At 40.9% G+C, this 25,564-nt stretch carries 20 protein-coding genes and 1 riboswitch; of the genes, 18 read left to right on the forward strand and 2 right to left on the reverse strand.

Features of this window, described 5'->3' with window-relative positions:
* Window positions 1-3 precede the first annotated feature (3 nt).
* The 8 genes from gshB to lpxC all read left to right on the forward strand — a co-directional run bounded on the left by gshB (window position 4) and on the right by lpxC (window position 9,240).
* Window positions 4-948, forward strand: a complete 945-nt coding sequence (gene gshB, locus J655_RS11435; protein ID WP_032052386.1) for a glutathione synthase — start codon at window positions 4-6, stop codon at window positions 946-948.
* A 237-nt stretch (window positions 949-1,185) separates the two neighbouring features.
* Window positions 1,186-2,283, forward strand: coding sequence for an undecaprenyldiphospho-muramoylpentapeptide beta-N-acetylglucosaminyltransferase (gene murG / locus J655_RS11440; RefSeq protein WP_019767378.1), 1,098 nt, complete (start codon window positions 1,186-1,188; stop codon window positions 2,281-2,283).
* Window positions 2,284-2,294: 11 nt separating this feature from the next.
* The gene (murC, locus tag J655_RS11445; protein WP_019767379.1) at window positions 2,295-3,743 is read left to right on the forward strand and encodes a UDP-N-acetylmuramate--L-alanine ligase; all 1,449 of its coding nucleotides are present in this window, start codon (window positions 2,295-2,297) and stop codon (window positions 3,741-3,743) included.
* 37 nt (window positions 3,744-3,780) lie between these two features.
* Window positions 3,781-4,707, forward strand: coding sequence for a D-alanine--D-alanine ligase (locus tag J655_RS11450; protein ID WP_019767380.1), 927 nt, complete (start codon window positions 3,781-3,783; stop codon window positions 4,705-4,707).
* Between the two features lie 2 nt (window positions 4,708-4,709).
* Window positions 4,710-5,564: a cell division protein FtsQ/DivIB gene (locus J655_RS11455; protein WP_014207933.1), complete on the forward strand. Its 855-nt coding sequence runs from the start codon at window positions 4,710-4,712 to the stop codon at window positions 5,562-5,564.
* A gap of 60 nt (window positions 5,565-5,624) precedes the next feature.
* Entirely contained in the window at window positions 5,625-6,887 is a 1,263-nt protein-coding gene (ftsA, locus tag J655_RS11460; protein WP_002122057.1) for a cell division protein FtsA, read from the forward strand.
* Between the two features lie 164 nt (window positions 6,888-7,051).
* Window positions 7,052-8,227, forward strand: coding sequence for a cell division protein FtsZ (ftsZ, locus tag J655_RS11465; RefSeq protein WP_002121912.1), 1,176 nt, complete (start codon window positions 7,052-7,054; stop codon window positions 8,225-8,227).
* 110 nt (window positions 8,228-8,337) lie between these two features.
* A complete protein-coding gene (gene lpxC, locus J655_RS11470; RefSeq protein ID WP_002121967.1) occupies window positions 8,338-9,240 on the forward strand; it encodes a UDP-3-O-acyl-N-acetylglucosamine deacetylase in 903 nt (300 codons plus the stop codon).
* A 97-nt stretch (window positions 9,241-9,337) separates the two neighbouring features.
* Here lpxC and J655_RS11475 read toward each other — a convergent pair whose 3' ends face one another.
* Entirely contained in the window at window positions 9,338-9,784 is a 447-nt protein-coding gene (locus J655_RS11475; protein ID WP_017387570.1) for a DciA family protein, read from the reverse strand.
* A gap of 100 nt (window positions 9,785-9,884) precedes the next feature.
* Between J655_RS11475 and J655_RS11480 the strand changes: the two genes are divergently transcribed.
* The 5 genes from J655_RS11480 (at window position 9,885) to J655_RS11500 (ending at window position 16,773) form a co-directional block, all read left to right on the forward strand.
* On the forward strand, window positions 9,885-10,577 hold the full coding sequence (locus J655_RS11480; RefSeq protein WP_016142757.1) for a M23 family metallopeptidase: 693 nt from the start codon (window positions 9,885-9,887) through the stop codon (window positions 10,575-10,577).
* A gap of 249 nt (window positions 10,578-10,826) precedes the next feature.
* Window positions 10,827-13,544 (forward strand): pyruvate dehydrogenase (acetyl-transferring), homodimeric type, encoded by a 2,718-nt coding sequence (gene aceE / locus J655_RS11485; protein WP_014207931.1) that lies wholly within the window; start codon window positions 10,827-10,829, stop codon window positions 13,542-13,544.
* A gap of 2 nt (window positions 13,545-13,546) precedes the next feature.
* On the forward strand, window positions 13,547-15,535 hold the full coding sequence (locus J655_RS11490) for a 2-oxo acid dehydrogenase subunit E2 (protein ID WP_032052387.1): 1,989 nt from the start codon (window positions 13,547-13,549) through the stop codon (window positions 15,533-15,535).
* A gap of 146 nt (window positions 15,536-15,681) precedes the next feature.
* A complete protein-coding gene (locus J655_RS11495; RefSeq protein WP_005066815.1) occupies window positions 15,682-15,960 on the forward strand; it encodes a hypothetical protein in 279 nt (92 codons plus the stop codon).
* Between the two features lie 36 nt (window positions 15,961-15,996).
* A riboswitch (yybP-ykoY riboswitch) is annotated at window positions 15,997-16,182 on the forward strand.
* 15 nt (window positions 16,183-16,197) lie between these two features.
* Complete coding sequence (locus J655_RS11500) at window positions 16,198-16,773, forward strand: TMEM165/GDT1 family protein (protein WP_005066819.1); 576 nt, start codon at window positions 16,198-16,200, stop codon at window positions 16,771-16,773.
* Between the two features lie 60 nt (window positions 16,774-16,833).
* Here J655_RS11500 and J655_RS11505 read toward each other — a convergent pair whose 3' ends face one another.
* Window positions 16,834-18,990, reverse strand: a complete 2,157-nt coding sequence (locus tag J655_RS11505; RefSeq protein ID WP_019767382.1) for a TonB-dependent siderophore receptor — start codon at window positions 18,988-18,990, stop codon at window positions 16,834-16,836.
* 227 nt (window positions 18,991-19,217) lie between these two features.
* Here J655_RS11505 and J655_RS11510 point away from each other — a divergent pair, with 227 nt between their 5' ends.
* The 5 genes from J655_RS11510 to recJ all read left to right on the forward strand — a co-directional run bounded on the left by J655_RS11510 (window position 19,218) and on the right by recJ (window position 25,531).
* Window positions 19,218-20,015, forward strand: a complete 798-nt coding sequence (locus J655_RS11510; protein ID WP_002121869.1) for an MBL fold metallo-hydrolase — start codon at window positions 19,218-19,220, stop codon at window positions 20,013-20,015.
* Window positions 20,016-20,209: 194 nt separating this feature from the next.
* Complete coding sequence (gene guaB, locus J655_RS11515; protein WP_002121951.1) at window positions 20,210-21,676, forward strand: IMP dehydrogenase; 1,467 nt, start codon at window positions 20,210-20,212, stop codon at window positions 21,674-21,676.
* A gap of 149 nt (window positions 21,677-21,825) precedes the next feature.
* Window positions 21,826-23,163 carry a phosphoglucosamine mutase gene (gene glmM / locus J655_RS11520; RefSeq protein WP_002121981.1) on the forward strand — a complete coding sequence of 446 codons (1,338 nt, stop codon included), beginning with the start codon at window positions 21,826-21,828 and terminating at the stop codon, window positions 23,161-23,163.
* 10 nt (window positions 23,164-23,173) lie between these two features.
* A complete protein-coding gene (gene pdxH, locus J655_RS11525) occupies window positions 23,174-23,830 on the forward strand; it encodes a pyridoxamine 5'-phosphate oxidase (RefSeq protein ID WP_032006602.1) in 657 nt (218 codons plus the stop codon).
* Window positions 23,831-25,531: a single-stranded-DNA-specific exonuclease RecJ gene (recJ, locus tag J655_RS11530; RefSeq protein ID WP_032006604.1), complete on the forward strand. Its 1,701-nt coding sequence runs from the start codon at window positions 23,831-23,833 to the stop codon at window positions 25,529-25,531.
* Window positions 25,532-25,564 lie beyond the last annotated feature (33 nt).

Genomic DNA, 25,564 nt, shown 5'->3' on the forward strand with positions numbered 1-25,564 from the left:
AGCATGCGTGTACTTGTCGTCATGGATCCGATTGAAACCGTAAACCTTAAAAAGGATTCAACCATGGCAATGTTGTGGGCGGCGAGCCGTCGTGGACATGAATTAGGTTATGCATTACAACAAGATTTATATATCGATCAAGGCAAAGCTTATGGCCTCATTTCACCGTTAAAGGTGTTCGAAGATTATAACCATTACTATGAGTTAGGCGAAAAGAAAAAAGAATCTATCGCGGCTTACGATGTCGTGCTCATGCGTAAAGACCCGCCGTTTGATATGAATTTTGTCTACACGACTTACGTGCTTGAGCAAGCTGAGCGCGAAGGTTCATGGATTATTAATAAGCCTCAATCACTGCGTGATTGCAATGAAAAACTCTTTGCAACCCAGTTTCCAGAGCTACAAGTGCCTACACTTGTAACATCTCAACAAAGTTTAATTCGTGAATTTATTAAAGAACATGGTGATGTGATTGTTAAGCCACTTGATGGTATGGGCGGTATGGGAATTTTCCGTTTATATCAAGACGGTGTAAATATTGGTTCTACCTTAGAAATGCTTACAGAGCTAGGTACTCGTCCAATTATGGCTCAGCGTTATATTCCTGAAATTGTAGAAGGGGATAAGCGTATTTTAATGGTGAATGGTGAACCTGTTCCTTACTGTCTAGCTCGTATTCCACAAAATGGTGAAGTACGCGGTAACTTGGCGGCAGGTGGTTTAGGCCAAGCGCGTCCGCTTACTGAAAATGATAAATTGATCGCAGCTAAAATTGGTCCTTTCTTGCGCGAAAAAGGTTTAGTTTTTGTAGGCTTAGATGTGATTGGTAATTATGTCACTGAAATTAATGTCACTAGCCCGACCTGTATTCGTGAAATTGATGCTCAATTTGGTACATCAATTGCCGATGATCTATTTGATGTATTAGAAGCTGGTCGTATAGCTTAATTATTTATTTCAGGTGATTTTCAGCGGTATTTATTGGAAATCACCTGAAAATATATGAATTAATAAAATAACAATACTAAATACACCACAGCTTTGTAGGCATATTTTCAAAAAAGCACATCTTTCTGTTATAAACGAGTGAAATTAGCTTTTCGTTAATGAAGCTTTAGGATTAAAATAAACGGCTACAAAAATAGATGACAATTTCCATTGTTTTTTGAGTTGAAGAATTAGACCGTGACCGATTCACAGCAAAGCAAACCTAAACATGTCATGATGATGGCTGCCGGTACAGGTGGACATGTTTTTCCAGCCCTCGCCGTAGCCAAAAAACTTCAACAACAAGGTTGTCAGGTTTCATGGTTAGCCACGCCAACAGGTATGGAAAATCGGTTGTTAAAAGATCAAAATATTCCAATATATCAAATTGATATCCAAGGTGTTCGTGGCAATGGATTAGTCCGTAAAGTTGCTGCACCTTTTAAAATTTTAAAAGCCACTTTTAGTGCAATGCGCTATATGAAACAACTTAAAGTTGATGCGGTTGCAGGCTTTGGTGGTTATGTAGCTGGTCCAGGTGGTTTAGCCGCACGTTTGTTAGGCATTCCTGTACTGATTCACGAGCAAAATGCAGTTGCAGGTTTTACCAATGCACAGTTATCTCGTGTTGCTAAAGTCGTATGTGAAGCATTTCCAAATACCTTTCCTGCTGGTGGTAAAGTTGTAACCACAGGAAACCCTGTGCGTCGTGAAATCACAGATATTTTAAGCCCAAAGTGGCGCTATGATGAGCGTGAGCAAGCGGGCAAGCCTTTAAACATTTTAATTGTGGGCGGGTCTTTAGGTGCCAAAGCACTCAATGAACGCTTACCTCCAGCATTAAAACAATTACAAGTTCCGCTCAATATTTTTCACCAGTGTGGTCAGCAACAAGTTGAGGCAACTCAAGCACTTTATGCAGATGCACCAGCTAATTTAACTGTACGCGTTTTGCCATTTATTGAAGATATGGCAAAAGCTTATAGTGAGGCAGATTTAATTATTTGCCGGGCTGGAGCGCTCACAGTAACAGAAGTTGCAACAGCAGGCGTGGCTGCAGTTTTTGTACCACTTCCTATAGCAGTTGATGACCATCAAACTGCAAATGCCAAATTTCTGGCGGATGTCGGTGCTGCGAAAATTTGCCAGCAATCGACCATGACACCAGATGTTTTAAATGAATTGTTCACTTCGCTGATGAACCGCCAATTACTTACTGAAATGGCAGTGAAAGCGCGTCAACATGCCCAACCAAATGCGACTCAGCATGTGGTTGATCTTATCCAAAAAATGTAATCGGATTTACTATGTCTCCATCAACAGCTGCGAACCAAGCAAAAAAACTGATTAAAGTGCCTGAAATGCGCCGTATTAAACACATTCATTTTGTGGGGATCGGTGGCGCTGGGATGTGTGGCATTGCAGAGGTTTTGGGTAACCAAGGCTATAAAATTTCCGGTTCGGACATTAAGGCGTCTAAAACTACAGAACAATTAGAAAAAAATGGCATCAAAGTTTATATTGGCCATCAACCGGAAAATATTAAAAATGCCAATGTGCTTGTAGTTTCTACAGCAATTGATCCAGAAAATCCGGAAATTAAAGCTGCAATTGAACAGCGTGTTCCAATTGTGCGTCGTGCAGAGATGCTAGGTGAGCTTATGCGTTACCGTCACGGTATTGCTGTGGCTGGTACACATGGTAAAACTACAACCACAAGTCTTTTGACGACGATGTTGGCGGAAGAAAACCTTGATCCAACTTATGTTATTGGTGGCTTACTTAACAGTACAGGCGTAAATGCGGCGTTAGGTGAAAGCCGTTTCATCGTGGCTGAAGCTGATGAATCAGATGCATCTTTCCTTTATTTGCAACCAATGGCAGCGATTGTAACCAATATCGATGCTGACCATATGGATACCTATGAAGGTAGCTTTGATAAATTAAAAGATACTTTTGTACAGTTCCTTCATAACTTACCATTTTATGGCTTGGCTGTAGTTTGTGGTGATGATGCAAACATTCGTGAAATTCTGCCGCGTGTAGGCCGTCCGGTCATTACTTATGGTTTTAATGAAGATAATGACATTCGTGCAGTTGATATTGAACAAGATGGTATGCAATCTCACTTCACTGTGTTGCGTAAAGGCCGTGAACCATTGCGTTTAACAATTAATCAACCAGGTTTACATAATATTTTAAATGCCTTGGCAGCAATTGGTGTTGCAACAGATGAAGGTGTTTCTGATGATGCAATTAGCCGTGCATTAGAAGGGTTTAGTGGTGTTGGCCGTCGCTTCCAGGTGCAAGGTGAATTTGAACTTGCTGATGGCAACGTTAAGTTAGTTGATGACTATGGGCACCATCCGAAAGAAGTAGAAGCAACTATTAAAGCTGCTCGCCAAAGCCATCCGGACCGTCGTTTGGTTATGTTGTTCCAGCCACACCGTTACTCTCGTACTCGCGATTGTTTTGATGACTTCATTGAAGTGCTCTCTCAAGTCGATCAATTATTATTGTTGGAAGTTTACCCTGCCGGTGAAAAACCTATTGTGGGTGCAGATAGCCGCACTTTAGCGCGTAGTATTCGTTTACGCGGACAAGTAGAACCGATTTTGGTCGATCCGGTTGAAGGTAATTTGCAAAACATCATGCAAAATGTGTTACAACCAAATGACTTGTTATTAACACAAGGTGCGGGTAACGTGGGAGCAATTTCAGTAGAACTTGCACAACACCATTTGTATGTGAAATAAACAAAAAGTATTGAATAATCGGGTTAAGGATTTAAACGTGTCAAATGCTACAAAATTCGGCAAAGTTGCCGTGTTGTTTGGTGGGAAATCGGCTGAGCGTGCTGTGTCTTTGGATAGTGGTCAGGCAGTTTTGGACGCTTTGTTACGTTCAGGTGTTCAGGCTGAAGCATTTGATCCACAAGACCGCAGTGTGACTGAACTTGTAAATTATGATCGTGCATTTATTGTATTGCATGGTCGCGGCGGTGAAGATGGCCAGATTCAAGGTGTGCTTGAATGGTTAAATCTGCCTTATACAGGAACAGGCGTGCAAGGTTCTGCGATTGGCATGGATAAAGTTAAAACCAAGCAAATCTGGCAGGGTAGCAATTTACCTACAGCGCCATATCGCATTATTACTAAAGAAACAGATTTAGATGCGGTGATTGCTGAGTTAGGTTTGCCTGTCATTATCAAACCTGTACATGAAGGCTCGAGTGTCGGCATGAGTAAGGTGGAGAAAGCAGAAGACTTTGCTGCTGCAATTGAAAAGGCGACTCAGCACGATGCTGTGGTGATGGCAGAAAAATGGATCACTGGTCGTGAATTCACAATTTCATTCCTCAATGGACAGCCTTTGCCGGTTATTCGTTTGCAACCACCAGCAGATGTTGCTTTCTACGACTATGAAGCGAAGTATCAACGTAATGATGTAGAGTATGGTATCCCTTGTGGTCTGAGTGAGACTGAAGAGAAAAACCTACAAGCATTGTGTTTACGTGCTTTTCAGGCAGTGGGTGCAGAAGGCTGGGGTCGTATTGATGCGATGCAGGATGAGCAAGGCAATTTCTGGCTTTTAGAAGTAAACACTGTTCCAGGTATGACAAGTCACTCTTTAGTTCCTAAAGCTGCTAAAGCTGTGGGTTATAGCTTTGATGAATTGTGTGTTGCGATTCTTGAGCAAACATTGGAAGGTACGGCTTAAATATGGCACAACTTCCGGCTTCCATGCGCCGTAAACGTGCGGCCATCACCTCTATTCATGATAAACCGCCTACGCGTAAGCAGAAGCTTGCGAATGCTGGTGGATGGGTGCTGTTGGTTATTGCTTTTGTAGTGCTGGCAGTCGGAATTTATGGGTTATATAAAGTTATTACAGATGCAACAGTTGCAAAACTAGAAGTTGTAGGTTCAGCATCTTCTGTTGAAACCCAACAAGTGATGCAACATGTTGCTCCAATTATAAAAGCGAATTATTTCACATCTGATTTAGAACAGATTCGTGACAAAACATTAGAAATTTCATGGGTAGACCGAGTTGTTGTATCTCGTGCTTGGCCCAATGGTATTCGTGTTCGTGTCATGCCTCGACATGCTATCGCCCGTTGGGGGACAGGTCGCTTGTTAAGCGATGGAGGCGATGTATTTAGTGAGGCGGAGCCGACAATTCATCCTGAACTTCCGTTGCTTCATGGGCCGGTAAGTCAGTCAAAAATGATGATGCGACGCTATAATGAAATTAATCAATTATTCCATCCTGTTAATTTACGCTTAAAAGAGTTATATCTGACTGAGCGAATGACTTGGTTTATGCAATTTGATTCTGGTTTGCGTATTATTGTTGACCAAGATCAAACAATGAATAAGTTGCAACGTTTAAGTCATCTGGCACAATCTGACTTAAAACCGGTGTGGTCGAAAATCTCAGCCATTGATTTGCGATATCGTAATGGATTATCTATTCAATGGAAGAACGCAACACCACCTAAAATTGTGAATGGTCAGTTTGTTGTAACGAGTGATGACACAAGCATTGCAGGTGGAACAAAAGCAAAGCCATAATACGTGGCTTTAAAATAGGCAATTTGCCTGGTATTAAACAACAAAGAAATGGTATGAGTGATGAGTGAAGCTGTTCCCTCAGTTGTTGCGATTGACATTGGGACGCATAAAGTTTCAGTTTTGATTGGAAAAATTCATGCGCCGGATAACATCCAAGTTATCGGTATGGCAACTGCTCGCAATCGAGGCATGAATAAAGGAAAAATTGTAAGCCTCGATAAAGTCATTGCTGCGATTAAAAATGCTGTTGCTGAAGCGGAAAATATGGCCGAATGTCGCATTCATAGCGCATGGGTATCTATTCCGAGTACCGAGTTGCAAAGTTTTTATGCCTCTGGTCGCACACCAGTATCTAATCCAGCACATGTGATTACAACAAATGAAGTCGTGCGCGCGTTAGAATTGGCAAAAGCAAGTCATGTGACTTCTGATTACTATTTAGCAAGTGCAGTGCCATTAGGCTTTGAGTTGGGTGATTCTGCTGAATGGGTGCAGAATCCAATTAATATGACTGCCCATAGTATGACTGGACATTATCAGTTAATGATGATGCCTATAGCGACTATGCAAAACCTTGATCGTGCCATGAAAGGTGCAAATATCGGGGTTGAAAAAATGGTGGTGTCTTGTCTGGCAACCGCTGAGGCAAGCTTGCTTAAAGATGAAAAAGAGTATGGTGTTTGTCTGGTTGATATTGGCGCAGGCATTACCAATCTTGCTGTTTATCTAGATGGTCGTTTAGCTCTAGCACGTACATTGCAGCGCGGTGGTGAGCACGTTACACGTGATATTGCTGCTGTATTGCAAACCACGACAGAAGAAGCTGAACGAATTAAAATTCTGCATGGTTGTGTCGATTTAAGTGCTGTTAAGCCAGATCACATGATTCAGGTAGAAGGAATTGATGGCCCTCAAACGATTAGCCGAATTGAGTTGTCAGAAATTATTATTGCCCGTTATGAAGAGATCTTTAGCCAGATTCGCGATGAACTCGAACAAAGTGGTGCAATTCATGGTTTATACCATGGGGTAGTATTGACAGGGGATGCTTGTCAAATAGAAGGTATGGTGAGTTTAGCTCGTCGTATGTTGGGTGTATCTGCACATTTGGGTAATCCGCCGTTACAGGTTTATGCTGATGATCAACATCAAGCAGCCTTACGTCGTTCTATGTATGCAACAGCAGCTGGTTTGCTCATGTTTAGCCAAAGTGAGTTGCAAGATGCTGTTGAAGAGCCTGAAGAGGCAAATGACCGTTCGGTATGGGAACGAATGGTAAATGGCTGGAATGCGTTTAATAGCAAATTAAAAGCCATTTTTTAGGATGTATGTATTTATTGGTAGAATTGTTAGGAAGTTGTAAGAGAAAACCGCTGTACTTGACAAGGTTGGTATTGCACAGCATTCTTAAAATTAGTTATTTTTGAAAATCAAGGCAGTATACGGGCTGAAGTGACTGCCATAATGTATTAGGAACCCTAAAGGTCATGGCCTCATTTGAATTTATAGAAGATGAACTAAACGATGGCAACGGTCAAGCCCGTTTCACTGTATTTGGTGTAGGTGGTGGTGGCGGTAATGCCGTTCAACATATGGTGCAGTCTGATATTCAAGGTGTTAAATTCGTTTGTGCCAATACAGACAAACAAGCACTGGACTGTATGAATGCACCTTTCAAAATTCAGTTAGGCGAGCAAAGTACACGTGGTCTAGGTGCTGGTGCTAACCCTGAAGTAGGGCAAGTTGCAGCAGAAGAAAGCCGTGAAATCATCCGTCACCACCTTGAAGGTACGGATATGGTTTTCGTTACCGCTGGTATGGGTGGTGGTACGGGTACTGGTGCAGCGCCTGTTGTGGCTGAAGTTGCCAAAGAAATGGGCATTTTGACCGTTGGCGTAGTTACAACTCCATTTAACTTTGAAGGCCGTCGTCGTTTAAAGTCTGCTGAACGTGGTATTGAAGCACTTGAAGCACATGTTGACTCATTGATTATTATCCCTAACCAACGCTTATTAAGCGTATATGGCGATATTTCAATGAAAGATGCTTATAAAAAAGCTGATGATGTATTGTTAAACGCTGTACGTAGTATCTTTGACTTGGTTGTTAACCGTGGTCACATTAACCTTGACTTCGCCGATTTGAAAACTGCAATGAGTACTCGCGGTTACGCAATGATGGGTGCTGGTTTAGGTCGTGGTGAAGATCGTGCGCGTCAAGCTGCTGAACAAGCGATCCGTAGTCCATTACTTGATAACGTAAATATTATTAATGCCAAAGGCGTGTTAATTAATATTACGGGTGGTGATGATATTACGCTACGTGAGACTGAAATCATTACTGACGTTGTGAACCAGATTGTTGACCTTGATGAAGGTGAAATCTTCTACGGTACAGTATTTGATCCAGATGCACGTGATGAATTACGTGTAACAGTGATTGCAACTGGTTTAACTCGTAATGCAGCAGACGCTGAACCAAGAAAACGTAATACGGTAAGCCATGCATCGTCTCAATCAGCTCAATCTGTTGATGAAGATGACGTTCCTGCAATTAATAAGCGTCAAAACGCCGATAATGAAGTCAGTAGCACAGCAAGTTCTACTCCGCGTTCTTCTCCAATGAGTATTCAAGATTACTTGAAAAATCAGCAACGTAAGTAAATTATCGTTAGATAGAATGAAGGGCAGTGTTTAAACACTGCCTTTTTTTATTTTTGATCAATGACTAAATATGCTAACGTATAGCGGTTTTAAAAAAGAAGTTACAAAGCATGGTGAAACAGCGTACTCTCAATCGTGTGGTAAAAGCGAGTGGAATAGGTCTTCATAGCGGTCAAAAAGTGATGATCAATTTCATTCCACATACCGTGGATGGAGGTATTGTATTTCGCCGTATCGATTTGGATCCGCCAGTCGATATCCCTGCTAATGCATTGCTCATTCAAGAAGCTTTTATGTGCTCCAACTTGGTAACTGGAGATATAAAAGTAGGAACAATTGAGCATGTAATGAGTGCGATTGCAGGTTTAGGAATTGATAACCTGATTGTTGAGGTATCTGCTTCTGAAGTTCCAATTATGGATGGTAGTGCCGGTCCATTTATTTACCTCTTAATGCAAGGTGGATTGCGTGAACTGGATGCGCCGAAAAAATTCATAAGAATATTAAAACCAGTTGAAGCACTCATCGATGATAAGAAAGCAATTTTTAGCCCTCACAATGGTTTTCAATTAAATTTCACGATTGATTTTGACCATCCGGCATTTGCTAAAGAATATCAATCTGCGACTATCGATTTTTCGACCGAAACTTTTGTTTATGAAGTCAGTGAGGCACGTACTTTTGGTTTCATGAAAGATCTGGATTACCTGAAGGCAAATAATTTAGCACTAGGCGCAAGTTTAGATAATGCAATTGGTGTAGATGATACAGGGGTCGTCAACGAAGAAGGTTTACGTTTCGCTGATGAATTTGTTAGACATAAGATTTTAGATGCAGTAGGTGATTTGTATTTGCTTGGTCATCAAATTATTGCCAAGTTTGATGGCTATAAATCAGGACATGCTTTAAATAATCAGTTGTTACGCAATGTTCAAAGTGATCCGAGTAATTATGAAATTGTAACATTTGATGACGAGAGTCAATGTCCAATTCCATATGTGAGCGTGACATAAGTCCTTGTCTTTACTTGGCTATGTTATAATGTAACATTAAAAAGTGTGATTATAATCACATAATAATAATGATTCTAATTAAGAAATAGAAAGCTCGTCATTTTTTATTGCTTGCCAAACGTAGTAAAGCTTGGCTAAGCTTAGGGTCGCTCACGAAGTCGGCTGCACTACGTAACATTTCTTGTGTTTCCGGGGGAATGGGTTTAGATGGCTCAGATGAGGGTACATTTGGAATATTTTTATTTCTCAATCGGACCTGAATTCGTTGTAAGTCTTTTAACCCTTCAAGCTGAGATAATTTAGATACATATTGGTTCTGTAAATAGCTGAGTTGACTAATCATCGCTTGATTTTCACCAGTAATGATTAAAGAGCCATTTTGATAACACACGACCTGCCATTGTTCCGGTTGGGGCAATAAGGGTTGGATAATTTTCGTAAGTCTTTGCCATTGCGCGACTTGCGTTGTTAGAAACGTAAGGTTTCCTGTTTTTATGTGTTTTCCGGTTTGTTGAAAAACGTTATCGGGTTTAGACATGGTCATTCTCGGATGGATTCTTGTCTTAATCTTAAGCGTTCATTTCAATCGATATCAAGGAAGAGATCATAAGGAACTTGAGTAAGAACAGTTTCAAGAGGTTTTTATGCACACGCGTCGTATTTTATTAGCGTTTTCACTTGCCGCTTCGGCAGCATCGGTTGCTTTTGCAGATTATCAAACAATTAACCAATCTACTGACTCAGATCGATTGGAACAGCTATCAAAAACATTATCTCAAGGTTCATATACTCATCCTGACGATTTAGATCTTCCGGCGAGTGCGAAAGTTTCAGTGACCTTACGCCAAAAAACAGTTGAACTCAACAATGAGTCGCTTGCAAAGAAGTACGGTAATGCGACCGCAAAGAATTCTTTTAATGCCTCTTCTTCAAATTCTTACTCTTGGTTAGTTTCTCACCCTCTTCCTGATACTGTACGAGTTTCTTCAAACTTTGGTGGCCGCACTATGGGTGGCCGTGCAGAACATCATGGCGGATTAGATATGGCTGCTCCGAGTGGCACGCCAATCTATGCTACAGGCCCAGGTATTGTAACTAAATCTGGCTGGGGCACTGGCTATGGTCAATATGTTGAAATTAACCACGGCAATGGTTATTTAACGCGTTATGCTCATGCTTCACGTCTAATGGTACGTGTAGGCGACCAAGTCTCTGCCGGTGAACATATTGCTAATGTAGGGTGTACAGGTCGCTGTACTGGTCCACATTTGCATTATGAAGTAGTAAAAGACGGTCAACGTAAGAACCCAACTACTTACTTAGCGATGCTTCCATAAAAGCATAGTTAAAAAGGTAAGGTTATTAAATTTATGAATCTAAAACTAAGCTAAACCTTTTTTAACGCAAAGATTGTATAAAAAAACGCCATTATTGGCGTTTTTTTGTTATTTTGTTTACTGCTCGGTCAATGACTATTCATTCAGAAAATAATAGGGCCCCCTCACATTCACCCGAGGCAATAACTTGAAAGGGGTAAAACGTGGTAAAAATACAAAGTAGATTAGAGAACAAGGAACAGGTGAATTATGGCGTTTTACGGTGACTCCGACGCACAAGAAACCCAAGAATGGCAAGATGCATTCGATTCAGTTTTACAACATATGGGAACTGAACGAGCGGCATTCTTGTTGGAAAAACTTTACCAACAAGCAATTGCTAAGCATGTTCCAATTCAACGTCTCAATACACCTTACTTAAATACAATTTCTGTTGAAGAACAACCTGCAATGCCAGGCGACCAAGATATGGAACGCCGTATTCGTGCATTGATTCGTTGGAATGCCTTAGCAATGGTACTTCGCGCGAATAAAACAGGTGATGATTTAGGTGGACACTTGGCGAGCTTCGCATCAAGTGCAACATTATATGACGTAGGTTTTAACCATTTCTTCCGCGCAAACAGCAATAGCTTTGGCGGAGATATGATTTATTACCAAGGGCACTGTGCTCCTGGTATTTATGCACGTTCATTCCTTGAAGGACGTTTAACTGAAGAACAGTTAAGTAATTTCCGCCGTGAAGTTGGCGGTAACGGTTTACCAAGCTATCCGCATCCATATTTAATGCCTGACTATTGGCAATTCCCAACTGTATCAATGGGTCTTGGTCCAATCATGTCGATTTATCAAGCACATATTCAAAAATATTTGATGAACCGTGGCTTGATCAAAGAAGAAGATCGTAAAGTTTGGGCTTATCTTGGCGATGGTGAGATGGATGAGCCAGAAAGTACTGGTGCTATTTCACTTGCTGGTCGTGAAAAGCTTGATAACCTTATCTGGGTTGTTAACTGTAACTTACAGCGTCTAGATGGTCCTGTACGTGGTAACGGTAAAATCATTCAAGAGTTAGAATCTTTATTCCGTGGTGCAGGCTGGCGCGTAATTAAAGTGGTATGGGGCCGTCATTGGGACCCACTTCTTGCAAAAGACACCTCAGGCGCTTTGAAAGCGGTAATGGAAGAGACAGTTGATGGTGAATACCAACGCTATCAAGTGAAAGGTGGTGCATACACGCGTGAAAAATTCTTTGGTAAGTACCCAGAAGCTGCGGAACTTGTAAAAGATTTAAGCGATGAAGATATCGATAATCTTAACCGTGGTGGTCATGACCCTTACAAAGTGTTTGCTGCCTATGCAGAAGCAATGAAAGCTAAAGGTCAACCAACAGTTATTCTTGCGAAAACTGTTAAAGGTTACGGTTTGTCTGAAGAAATTGAAGCGGTGAACAAAACTCACCAAATCAAAAAAATGCAGATCGATTCATTAAAATATGTACGTGATCGTTTTAACCTGCCATTTACAGACGATAAGTTAGAAGAGCTTCCATTCTATCGCCCAAGTGAAAACTCTCCAGAAATGAAGTACATGAAGGCGCGTCGTGAAGCGTTAGGTGGTTACCTACCTGCACGTCGTAAAGAGAGTGAAATTTTAGCGATTCCTGAATTATCTGTATTTGATGCTGTATTAAATGGTTCAGGTGGTAAAGAACAATCTACCACTATGGTGATGGTTCGTTTAATTGCTTCTTTACTCAAAGAAAAAGCGATTAAAGACCGCGTAGTACCAATCGTTCCAGATGAAGCACGTACTTTTGGTCTAGAAGGTATGTTCCGTCAGCTTGGTATTTATGCTGCTCACGGTCAAAAATATACTCCAGAAGACCAAGAACAGTTAATGCATTACCGTGAAGCAAGTGATGGTCACATGCTTCAAGAAGGGATTAACGAAGCTGGTGCGATGAGTGCATGGGCTGCGTTGGCAACAAGTTATTCAACGAATAACTTGCCAATGATTCCAATGTATATGTACTACTCAATGTTTGGTTTCCAACGTATTGGTGACATTGCATGGGCAGCAGGTGATGCGCAAGCTCAAGGTTTCTTGTTGGGTGCAACTGCTGGTCGTACAACGTTGAACGGTGAAGGTCTACAGCACCAAGATGGTCATTCACATATCTTGGCGAACACTATTCCAAACTGTGTATCTTATGATCCATGTTTTGGTTATGAGTTAGCTGTAATCGTGCATGACGGTTTAAAACGTATGTATGTGAACCAAGAGCGTGTGTTCTACTACTTAACTGTAATGAATGAAAACTACGAGCATCCTGCAATGCCTGAAGGCGCTGAGGAAGGCATTAAACGTGGTATGTACTTGTTCGAAAAAGATGAAAAAGCAACTGTCCAATTACTTGGTTCAGGTGTAATTCTTCGTGAAGTAATCAAAGCTGCGAAAATCTTACGTGATGAATACCAAATCCATTCAAACGTTTGGAGCGTAACAAGCTTCAATGAGTTGTCACGTGATGGTATGGCATGTGAAGAATACAACCGTTTACACCCACTTTCTGAAGAAGTGAAAGAGTCTTGGGTATCTAAACAGTTACGTGGCACAGAAGGTATCGTTGTTTCAGCAACAGACCATATGCGTGCTTACAGCGAACAAATCCGTGCGTATCTTCCAGATGGTCGCCCATTTGTTGCATTAGGTACAGATGGATACGGTCGTTCAGATACACGTGCTAATTTACGTAGTTTCTTTGGTGTTGATGCTGCACATATCGTTGTTGCTACTTTGAAAAAATTAGCTGACGAAGGTGAAGTGGACGCACGTTTAGTTAAAGACGCAATTTCTAACTTTGAGTTAGATACTGACCGTCCAGTGGCATGGGCTCCTCAAGCGCATCCAGAAGTTCAGGCAGTTGCTGAATATAATGAAACGCAAACAGGTGAGGGGAACTAAGCATGCAAATTAAGACCCCTGATATTGGTGTAGATAAAGCAGTTGTTGCTGAAATTTTAGTAAAAGTTGGCGACAGCATTGCAGAAAATGACAGCCTTGTTTTGCTTGAGTCAGATAAAGCCTCTGTTGAAGTGCCTAGCACTTCAGCAGGTGTGGTAAAAAGCATCTTAATCAAAGAAGGTGATAGCGTAGCTGAAGGTACGGTATTGCTTGAACTTGAAGCTGAGGGTGCTGCACCAGCAGCTCAAGCAGAAGAAGCTCCAAAAGCTGCACCAGCAGCTGAACAAACAGCAGCACCGGCAGCGGCTCAACAGCCTTCAACTGCTGCTCAACCAGCAACGGCAACCACTAGCCAAGTGGTTGAAGTTCAAGTTCCCGATATTGGTGTTGAAAAAGCACTAGTTGGTGAAATTTTAGTAAAAGTTGGCGAACAGATTGATGTTGAACAAAGCATCGTTGTGGTTGAGTCTGACAAAGCAACTGTAGAAGTACCAAGCAGTGTTGCAGGTACTGTAGAAAGCATTCAAGTTAAAGAAGGCGATACAGTTAAAGAAGGTGTTGTGCTCATTAAAGTAAAAACAACATCTGCATCAAGTGCGCAAGCAGAAGCTCCTGCTTCTACAACAGCAGCTCCGGCGGCAGCACCTGCACCAACTCAGCAAGAAACTGTAGCATCGACTGCTACTCAATCTGGACCAGTTGACATTAACGTTCCTGATTTGGGTGTAGATAAAGCAGTTGTTGCTGAAATCTTGGTTCAGGTTGGTGACAAAGTTGATGTAGACCAAAGCCTTGTTGTTGTTGAGTCAGATAAAGCAACTGTGGAAGTTCCAAGTACTGTTGCTGGTGTTGTGAAAGCAATTCACTTGCAAGCAGGCCAACAAGTTTCACAAGGTGTATTGCTGGCAACAATTGAAGCTGAAGGCCAAGCACCTGCTGCTGCACCAGCGGCGAAAGCAGAATCAGCTCCAGCTCCACAGGCAGCAGCACCTAAAGCGGCAACGCCTGCTCCGACTCAAGCAGTATCTGCTCCTGTTTCTTCTGGTAATGATAAATTAACCAAAGAACAAGAAGCCGAAAACGCTAAAGTTTATGCAGGACCAGCTGTGCGTAAGCTTGCTCGTGAACTTGGTGTAGTTTTATCTCAAGTTAAAACTTCTGGTGAACATGGCCGTGTTGTTAAAGAAGATATCTTTGCGTATGTGAAGACTCGTTTAACTGCCCCGCAATCGGCACCAGTTGCTTCGGCGGCACCAGCGGTTTCGGGTTTGCCAAAGCTTCCTGACTTCACTGCGTTTGGTGGCGTAGAAGAAAAAGTACTGACACGTTTGCAGCAAGTATCAATTCCGCAATTGTCGTTGAACAACTTTATTCCGCAAGTCACTCAATTTGATTTAGCTGACATTACTGAGTTGGAAGATTGGCGTAATGAGTTAAAAGGTAACTTCAAAAAAGAAGGTATCAGCCTGACGATTATGGCATTCATTATCAAAGCGGTTGCGTACTTGTTAAAAGAAGAGCGTGAGTTTGCAGGTCATCTATCTGATGACGGTAAATCAGTGCTCTTGCGCAATGAAATCCATATGGGAATTGCGGTAGCAACACCTGATGGTTTAACTGTGCCAGTACTTCGTAACCCAGACCAAAAATCAATTAAGCAAATTGCAGTTGAATTGGGTGTGTTGGGTCAAAAAGCACGTGATAAGAAATTAACACCAAAAGACTTACAAGGTGCGAATTTCACCATTTCAAGTTTGGGCGCAATTGGTGGTACAGCATTTACACCACTAGTGAACTGGCCGCAAGTTGCAATTTTGGGTATTTCACCTGCAACGATGCAGCCTGTTTGGAATGGTAAGGACTTTGATCCACGCTTGATGTTGCCATTGTCATTATCTTATGACCACCGTGTAATTAATGGTGCAGATGCGGCTCGCTTTACTAATAAGCTTACGAAACTTCTTAAAGATATTCGTACTTTATTAATCTAATATTTTTAAATGAATCATTAAAACCTCGCTTCGGCGGGGGTTTATTTTGATATTTAATTTAATTGGTTTTAAGTTAATCTAAAGACGAAAAATGAAGTGTCGAGAGAGGAGAAATTTCTCGTTAGTCGGTAAAGGAGAAAGAATAAATGGTAGGATTTTTAAAAATCATGGTGCCGATTCTATTAATTGTATTTTTATTAATGGGATTGTGGGTGAGTGTTTTACACTTTCCTTGGGAATGGATGACCTACGTTACAATGGGCTTGGAAGTATTTGTAGCAATGCTTATTTTGCCATTTGAATTTCAGTCTCAGCACGTAACTGGCATTAATCATTTTGGATTTATTAACTTAAGTATTTGTTTAGCTTTACTATTGGGTCTAGGACGATTATTGGTTTGGGCGTGGATAAAATTTTTTGCCTGAATGTTTGAAAAATAGAACTACTCGAATATAATAAACGCATACTTCATTGGGGAGTAGCCGCTATTCATTTCTAAATGAATAGGTGATGATCAACATAATTGTTCAACAGAACATGGTCATCATAGCTTAAACGTCTCATCGTTTCCGAGTTGGCAAGACCTTTGATTTACCACTCTGCAGATATTTGGCTAGCAGGAGGGGTAGGTCATAGGCATTTATGCTAGCCAGAGAAACGACATGCAAGAATTTCTGATTTCTACTTCAATTGTTGCCCTCGCTGAAATGGGCGATAAAACCCAATTATTGGCCCTTTTACTGTCTGCACGTTTCCGTAAGCCAATCCCTATTCTTATTGCGATTCTTTTAGCTACTCTAATTAATCATGGTATTTCTGCTGTACTTGGACAGTGGATTACAACCGTGCTGAGCCCCGAAATTTTAGTCTGGGTCCTTGCCGCTGGCTTCATTGGTATGGCGTTCTGGATGCTTATTCCAGATAAGCTCGATGATGAAACAGATAGTATTAATAAATGGCAAAAATTTGGTGTTTTTGGTGCAACCTTTATCTTGTTTTTCTTAGCAGAAATTGGTGATAAGACTCAAATTGCAACAGTGGCTTTAGCGGCACGTTATGACAGCATTTTCTGGGTTATGCTTGGTACAACAATAGGTATGATGATTGCCAATGCACCCGCTGTATTTATTGGTAATAAACTGGCTGAACGTTTACCCATCTCGCTCATTCATAAAATTGGTGCCGCTATTTTCTTAATTGTAGGTATCTCTACTTTAATACAGTATTACTTCTTCTAAGGCATTTAAAGCTGCTATAAAAAACGCACTCGAATAGAGTGCGTTTTTTTATAGGTAATTTTAATAGTTAAATTTCATAGTAAAGTTAATTTGACGTGGATTACCTAAAGTCACCAAATTTTCATTTAAGGCACCTGCATAATAATCTTTATCGAATAGATTACGGATCGCAAGTTGAGCACCCCAATGTCCTGCATCATAGCCAGCTTCTGTATCAAATACGGTATAGCCTGGAATATGGACATCTAACTTATCCATAGTTTTATAGGTTTCACCTCGGAATCCACCGCCGACATACCAACCAAGTTTTGAGGCAGGGTCAAATTTATAACGAGCCGACAGGCTGTAAGCATGCTCAGGAATATTGTCGAGTGCTTTTCCTACATTGCTCGCGTTTGCATCTTTACTAATTTCAGCATCAATTGTGTAGGTATAGGCAGCTGTTAATTTTAAACCTTCTAAAATTTCTGCGCTTAGCTCAGTTTCAATACCGCGAGTTAACTGTTCGCCACGTTGTACTTTATAGCCACTATTCGCAGTATCAGTGACTAAAACATTTTGACGTTTTAAATCGTACCAAGCGATAGCACCTTGAACTCGTTGATCTGGGCTTTGTAATTTCATTCCGACTTCAACCTGTTTCCCTTCTTCAGGTTTGAACGGATTATTATTTACATCAGTACCGCTATTTGGGGTAAATGAAGTGGCATAGCTGACATAAGGAGCCACAATGTCATTAAGGGTATACATGACAGAGGCACTGCCCGTAAATGCATTGTCTGATTGTTTACTTGTACTGCCAGTCACCAAACTTGTGGTTTGAGTTTGTGCCCAGTCTTGACGACCAGATAAGCTTAAAAGTAATTGGTCATTAAGCTGAATGCGGTCACGTAAATAAAGCCCTAAATATTTGAGACGATTGATATCACGAACATTTTGAGTCAATTTTACATTTTGACCGTAAACGGGGTTATAGATATTTAAATCGCCAATATCGTATTTATCATTGGTGTAGTCACTTTTTTCCTGAAAAGCATCTACCCCAATATTAAGGTCGTGTTGCATGCCATATAAATCAAACTGTTTATTGAAACGGTTATCGATGGCAAAGCTTAAATTATCAATAATTTGGTGGCGGCTATTATTTTTACGGCTAATGGTTGTGTAGTCGATTTCACCTTGTTTGTTTTTTGCCCAAAAGTTGTTACCCGTGCGAGCAAAGACAGCGGTACCATCCATTTCAGTTTTTTGTACGGCAAAGTTCTGATTAAAGTTCCAACCGTTATCAAAAGCGTATTTAAAGGTATAACCTGTACGGTAAACATCGGCCTCATATTTACCAAAATTAGGATCGCCAATATATAAACTTCGGTCTATAGCGCCGTTAGGGTTATCTTTTAATGTACCAATGACAGGTAACCCTTGTTGACGGATGTATTCGCGATGCTGATAGCTTGCGATGACAGATAGATCAGTGTTATCCCCTAATTCAAAGTTATAAGAGGGAGAGATGTAGTAATTTTTAAAATACACATAATCTGTTGGGTCATCTTGGTCAGAGATACGACCATTTAAACGGAAAGCACCTTTTTCACTATTATTAGGACTATAGTTTAAATCGAACGTTCCTTCTTTAAGGTTGTAGCTGCCATAAGTCATAGTGGCCCGAGCAAAGCTTTCAGCTTGAGGGCGTTTAGTCACTAAGTTGACCATACCTCCTGGAGCAACCAAACCAAAATTAATAGAGGCAGGCCCTTTTAAAACTTGTACCTGATCCATGCCTGATAACTCAGTAGCAACATACGTATTTTGGCCTACTCTTAAACCATCTACATAAACTGAATCAGAAGAAGTTTGTCCTCGAATAATGAAATCATCCCAACCACGACGACCAAGTTTCCCAGCTCCAACACCTGCAACGCCTTCAAGGGCATCTGCTAAAGTTTTTGCTTGTTTTTGGTCAAGTTGCTCGCGGGTTACTACCGAAACCGACTGAGCAGTTTTAAATAAGGGTGCATCTGATTTTAAGGCAGAGTTTGCTTTCGTTGCGACATAAGGTGAAGTGCTTTCTTTTTGCGCTTTAACAGAAATCGTGGGGAGAACACTGGTCGAATTTTGTTGTTCTGTTATTTCTTCAGCGTGACTTGCTGTCATCGAAGTAAAAATAGCAACTGCTAACAATGTTTTTGATGTTGAAAAACGGAAGGGTTGATTCATGGGAGGCCTAAGCAGCACAAAAAGTAAATTTGATAATGAGAATTATTTTAATTTATTGTGGGGTAATTTTAAATAACATTATGATTCATTTATAAAATAAGAAAAGCAAAATCAATTTTAAAATATTATTAGAAAAATAAAGTAGTTTATTGCAAGAGTTACTGAATCCCTTTATTTTAGTATGGATATAAAAATATCTAATATTTAAAGTTTTTTTGGGGAATTGTATGGGGTTTGAAAAAACAACATCGCAGATATTATTTGATAATGGCGTACATAAATGTATTAGTTTTACCAGCTTGGTTAAAGGGGAAGGCATCCAAGCCAATCAATTTTTAATTATTGACCATGAACGTGCTGCTGTAATTGATCCGGGTGGCGATTTGACCTACGTTCCATTAACGATGGAATTAAATAAATATACACGTTTGAAAAATCTAGACTATGTGATGGCCTCGCATCAAGATCCGGACATTATTACTTCAATGCCACGCTGGCTGGTTTATACCGATGCTAAAGTCGTTGCATCAAAATTATGGGCACGTTTTTTACCACACCTAAATTCCTCATTTATGAGTGAGCGAATGAAAGGGAATTGGGAAGACCGTCTTATTGAGCTGCCAGATCGTGGTCAAGTGATTCAATTAGGTGAATCAAAGCTTGTGGTAGTTCCCGCTCACTTCTTACATTCGGTGGGTAATTTTCAGTTTTATGATCCAGTTGCTAAGATTCTGTTTTCTGGCGATATGGGTGCCTCGATTGTTGAAGATGCTAATCAGCCTTTAAAAGATTTCGATACGCACGTCATGAAAATGAAGGCTTTTCACCAACGCTATATGTGTTCTAATAAAGTTATCCGTTTGTGGGTAAACATGGTGCGCCAGATGGATATTGAAATGATTGTGCCTCAGCATGGTAGTCCATTTATGGGTAAAGAAATGGTCAATCAGTTTTTAGACTGGATTGAGACCTTGCCATGCGGCGTAGATTTAATGAATGAGCAAATTTTTAGTTGTCCTACCTAAATATTATGTCTAATGATCAACCCAGATAAAATTCTGGGTTGCAAAAACCTCGATTAAAAAATAACGTTAAAACTATAATAAGTGGGAATTATTTGGAGAAGCTCTATATCTATTGCTGAAAAAGGCAAAGATAATATGAAAATTGCATTGAAATTTGTTTATAATAGCTCACGGAATTTACCAGTGAGATTGTTATGCTGACCATCGTTCAAGAAGCGCTAACCTTCGATGATGTCTTATTACTTCCTGCCTACTCTACTGTTCTCCCAAAAGATGTCTCTTTAAAGACACGTTTAACTCGCGGCATTCATTTAAATATTCCATTAGTTTCAGCTGCAATGGATACAGTGACTGAGTCACGTATGGCGATTGCTATGTCACAAAATGGTGGTATCGGGATTTTGCACAAAAACATGGATATTGCTGCTCAAGCTGCAGAAGTACGCCGTGTGAAAAAATTCGAAGCGGGTATGGTGAAAGATCCAATCACTGTAACGCCTGAAACTACAGTACGTGAACTGATTGCAATTACCAGCGCTAATAACATTAGCGGTGTACCTGTTGTTAAAGACGGCAAGGTTGTTGGTATTGTGACAGGCCGTGATACGCGTTTTGAAACCAATTTAGAACAACCTGTTAGCAACATCATGACAGGCCAAGATCGTTTAGTAACTGTACGTGAAGGCGAGTCTAAAGAAAATATTCAAGCATTATTGCAAAAACACCGTATTGAAAAAGTCTTGGTCGTTGGTGAGAGCAACGAACTTAAAGGCTTAATTACAGTAACGGACTTCCGCAAAGCTGAGAGCTATCCAAACAGTTGTAAAGATGATCTTGGTCGTTTACGTGTGGGTGCTGCGGTAGGTACAGGTGCTGATACACCAAGTCGTGTGGAAGCATTGGTTGAAGCCGGTGTTGACGTAATTGTTGTTGATACAGCACATGGTCACTCTGCTGGTGTAATTGAACGTGTACGTTGGGTGAAACAAAACTTCCCTCAAGTACAAGTGATTGGTGGCAACATCGCAACTGGTGATGCTGCATTAGCATTATTAGATGCAGGTGCAGATGCTGTAAAAGTAGGTATTGGCCCTGGTTCTATCTGTACAACACGTATTGTGGCAGGTATTGGTATGCCACAAATTTCTGCGATTGACAGCGTTGCTAGCGCACTAAAAGATCAAATTCCTTTAATTGCAGATGGTGGTATCCGCTTCTCTGGTGATATGGCAAAAGCGATCGGTGCGGGTGCAAGTACGATCATGGTTGGTTCATTACTTGCAGGTACTGAAGAAGCGCCGGGCGAAGTTGAGTTTTTCCAAGGTCGTTACTACAAAGCATATCGTGGTATGGGTTCATTAGGTGCAATGGCGGGAGCAACTGGTTCTGCTGACCGTTATTTCCAAGATTCAAAAGCAGGTGCTGAGAAGTTAGTACCAGAAGGAATCGAAGGCCGTGTTCCTTATAAAGGCCCAATGGGTAACATCGTTCATCAAATGATGGGTGGTTTACGTTCTTCGATGGGTTATACAGGTTCAGCTGTGATTGAAGATCTTCGCCAAAATGCGAAATTTGTGAAAATTACTTCAGCAGGCATGTCTGAGTCACATGTTCATGATGTAACGATTACTAAAGAAGCTCCGAACTATCGTGTTGGTTAGATTTTCGTAACCAAAACAATGAAGAAAGCCGTCATTACACTGACGGCTTTTTGTTTTTGGTGTAAAGTGAATCTGACGAAAAGAGATATGGCGGAATTGCCATATATGCAGTAAGCCACGGCTGAAGTGGCGTAAAAATGAGATAAGCTATGAGTTATTTTGGAACGGATGGTATTCGTGGAAAATTTGGGCAAATGCCTATTACTCCAGAGTTTGCTTTAAAACTCGGTTTTGCTGCAGGGAAGGTATTAAAACGAACGAGTCCAAAAAATAAGCCACTTGTTGTATTAGGAAAAGACACTCGTTTATCTGGTTATATTTTAGAGTCTGCTTTGCAGGCGGGGTTAAACGCTGCTGGCGTATATGTTCATTTGCTTGGCCCATTACCAACCCCAGCAATTGCGCACCTTACTCGTGCTTTACATGCGCATGCAGGTATCGTGATTTCTGCATCACATAACCCATATTTTGATAATGGTATTAAATTTTTCTCAAGCGAAGGTAAAAAACTACCAGATGCGCTACAAGAAGAAATTAACCTCGAATTAGAAAAAGATTTATATATTGATGACACAGCAAACTTAGGTAAAAGTGTTCGTGTAAAAGATGCAAATGGTCGTTACATTGAATTCTGTAAATCTACTTTTCCTTACCATTTTGATTTAAGTAATTTAACAATTGTGGTGGATTGTGCTCATGGTGCAGCGTATAGCGTTGGTCCTTCGGTTTTCCGTGAGTTAGGTGCAAAAGTTGTTGCTTTATATAATGAGCCGGATGGTTTAAATATTAATGAAGGTTGTGGTTCAACACATCCTGAGAACCTACAAAAAGCTGTAGTTGAGCACGAAGCAGATTTAGGGATTGCCTTTGATGGTGATGCTGACCGTGTCGTGATGGTCGATAAGTTTGGTAACTTGATTGATGGCGATCATATTTTATATATCTTGGCGACTCAGGCTCAGAAAAAACCAGCAGGCGTTGTTGGTACTGTCATGAGTAACATGGCACTCGAAATTGCACTTGAAAAAGCGAATGTTGGTTTTGTTCGTGCTAAGGTTGGCGACCGATATGTATTACAAGCTTTAGAAGAAAATGGTTGGGTTACTGGTGGGGAACCATCTGGTCATATTCTAACTTTAGACAAGAGTACGACAGGTGATGCGATTATTGCAGCACTTCAAGTTTTAACCGTGATGGTCGAGCAAAATAAAGCTCTTCATGAGTTGGTTCAAGACTTTAAATTATTCCCGCAAATTCTTGTGAATGTACGTTTAGAACAAATGCTTGATCCGTATTCTATTCCTACATTGGTTGCCGAGTTTGATAAAGCAGAAGCACAGCTCAAAGGACATGGACGAATCTTAATTCGTAAGTCAGGAACAGAGCCTGTAATTCGTGTTATGGTCGAAGGTGATGATGAGCAAGAAGTGAATGCTTTAGCTCAGCATTTAGCAGATTCAGTTCGTTCACAAGCACAAGTCGCATAAGGTGCATGACATGAGTGATGTCATTAAAGATTTAAGTGAATTACGCTTAAGCTACGAGCAAGGAGAATTGCATGAGGGGCAAGTTGAATCTAATCCTCATCAGCAGTTTCTTGGTTGGTTTAACCATGCTCTAGTAGCCAATTTGCATGAACCCTATGCAATGTCATTAGCGACAGCAAGCGCGAATGGCAGACCTCATGTTCGAACAGTTTTGTTACGTGGGGCTACAGAAGCTGGGTATGATTTTTATACTAATTACGACAGTCAAAAAGGTATCGATTTGGCAGAAAATCCATATGCCGAATTATTATTTTACTGGCCAAGTCTAGAGCGTCAGGTGCGAGTTGGTGGTCGTGTAGTCAAAATTGCTGAGCAAGAGTCTACAGATTACTATCGTAAACGACCACGTGATAGCCAAATTGCAGCGCATATCAGTACTCCGCAAAGTGGTAAGATTGAAAGCCGAGAGCTGTTACAGCAACGTTTTCAAGACTTACAACAGCAAGTTACAAGTCGTGAAGTACTTGATAAGCCAGAGTTCTGGGGAGGCTATCGTCTGCAACCAGATTATTATGAATTCTGGCAGGGAAGACCAAATCGTTTACATGACCGCTTGAGTTATGAAAAAATCGACGGTCAATGGACGCTGCACCGACTGATGCCTTAAATGACAAAAATACAAATCAAACAAAGACCTTTATTAACACGCCCTGAACAGTTTCAGGGCGTGCCTCCGTTTATTGCCGAAATTTTGGCAAGGCGTGGGGTACAATCTGAACAGGAATTAGAGTTAAAGCTTAAGAATTTATTAGCTCCACAGCTCAAGGGATTAGAAACTGCTGTGGCACTAATAGATCAAGCTATTGATGAGCAGAAAAAAATTGTTATTGTCGGTGATTATGATGCCGATGGTGCAACCAGTACAGCTTTAATGGTATTGGTGCTTCGCGATATGGGGGTACAAGTCGACTATTTGGTTCCAGACCGATTTAAATACGGTTATGGGCTTACCCCCGCAATTGCAGAGCTTGCACATCAAACTTATCAACCCGATTTATTAATTACTGTCGATAATGGGATTTCCAGCCATGCTGGTGTTGATGCGGCACATGCACTGGGCATGCAAGTGGTTATTACAGATCACCATTTAACCACTAAAGAAACACCGCTTGCAGAAGCAGTTGTAAATCCAAATCAGTTAGGTTGTGAGTTCCCAAGTAAGGCGCTTGCAGGTGTTGGAGTTGCATTTTATGTACTGGCCAATTTAGCAAGTTTACGTAACAAGCAAAACAAAAGTACAAGTAAAGTCACTCAATATCTAGACTTGGTTGCTTTGGGAACGTATGCGGATGTTGCTGTGTTAGATTATAACAATCGTATTTTGGTCGATGCAGGCGTAAAACGTATTCAACAACATCAATGCCGAGTCGGAATATTGGCGTTGCTAGATATTGCTGGCCGTGAGGCTTCATCTTTGCGTGCACAAGATTTAGGTTTTGTTTTAGGTCCGCGTATTAACGCTGCTGGACGCATGGAGAGCATGCGTATAGGCATTGAATGTTTATTAGCTGACACTATGGAATCTGCCTATCCAATCGCGAGACAGTTAAATCAATTAAATATAGAGCGCCGTCAAATCGAAGGGGAGATGAAGCAACAAGCCTTGTCTGCTTTAGATAGCTTGCAGCTCTCAAAGGAAGACGTTCCTCAAGCTCTTATACTCTTCGAAGAAAACTGGCATCAAGGTGTGATTGGGATTGTTGCAGGGCGTTTAAAAGAGCAGTTTCATCGTCCCACTATTGTGTTTGCACCTGATGAAGATGGTATTCATATAAAAGGGTCTGCACGTTCAATTGATGGGGTGCATATTCGAGATACGATTGAACAGGTTGCTGAACAACATCCAGAATTGGTGAGCCATTTTGGTGGGCATGCAGCAGCAGCAGGTTTAACCATACGTAAAGAAAACTTCGAAGCTTTTAAAACAGCATTTACCAATTGCATTGCACCAATGGAAGAATCTTTGTTTCAAGCAACGCTATGGACGGATGGAGAACTCCCTGCTTCGGCTTTGCAACTAAATACATTAGATTGGATAGAACAGTTGGGGCCTTGGGGACAAAAATTCCCTTTTCCTCAGTTTGAGGGGCATTTTAAAGTTGTTGATTATCGCTGGCTTAAAGAAACGCATTTGAAGCTTAAATTAGCACTCGACCAATACAGTTTTGATGCAATTGCTTTTAATGCAGCAGGCCGTTTTGAATTTGACCCAATGCGGGATTATGTACATTTGGTCTATGAAATAGATCGTAATGCATTTAATGGCAATGTGAATTTACAATTACGCATCATACATTTAAACCAATAAAAAAATCCGCTCAATTGAGCGGATTTTTTATGA

This window comes from Acinetobacter sp. 1294243, from assembly GCF_000588015.1.
In the GTDB taxonomy this organism is placed as follows: domain Bacteria; phylum Pseudomonadota; class Gammaproteobacteria; order Pseudomonadales; family Moraxellaceae; genus Acinetobacter; species Acinetobacter pittii.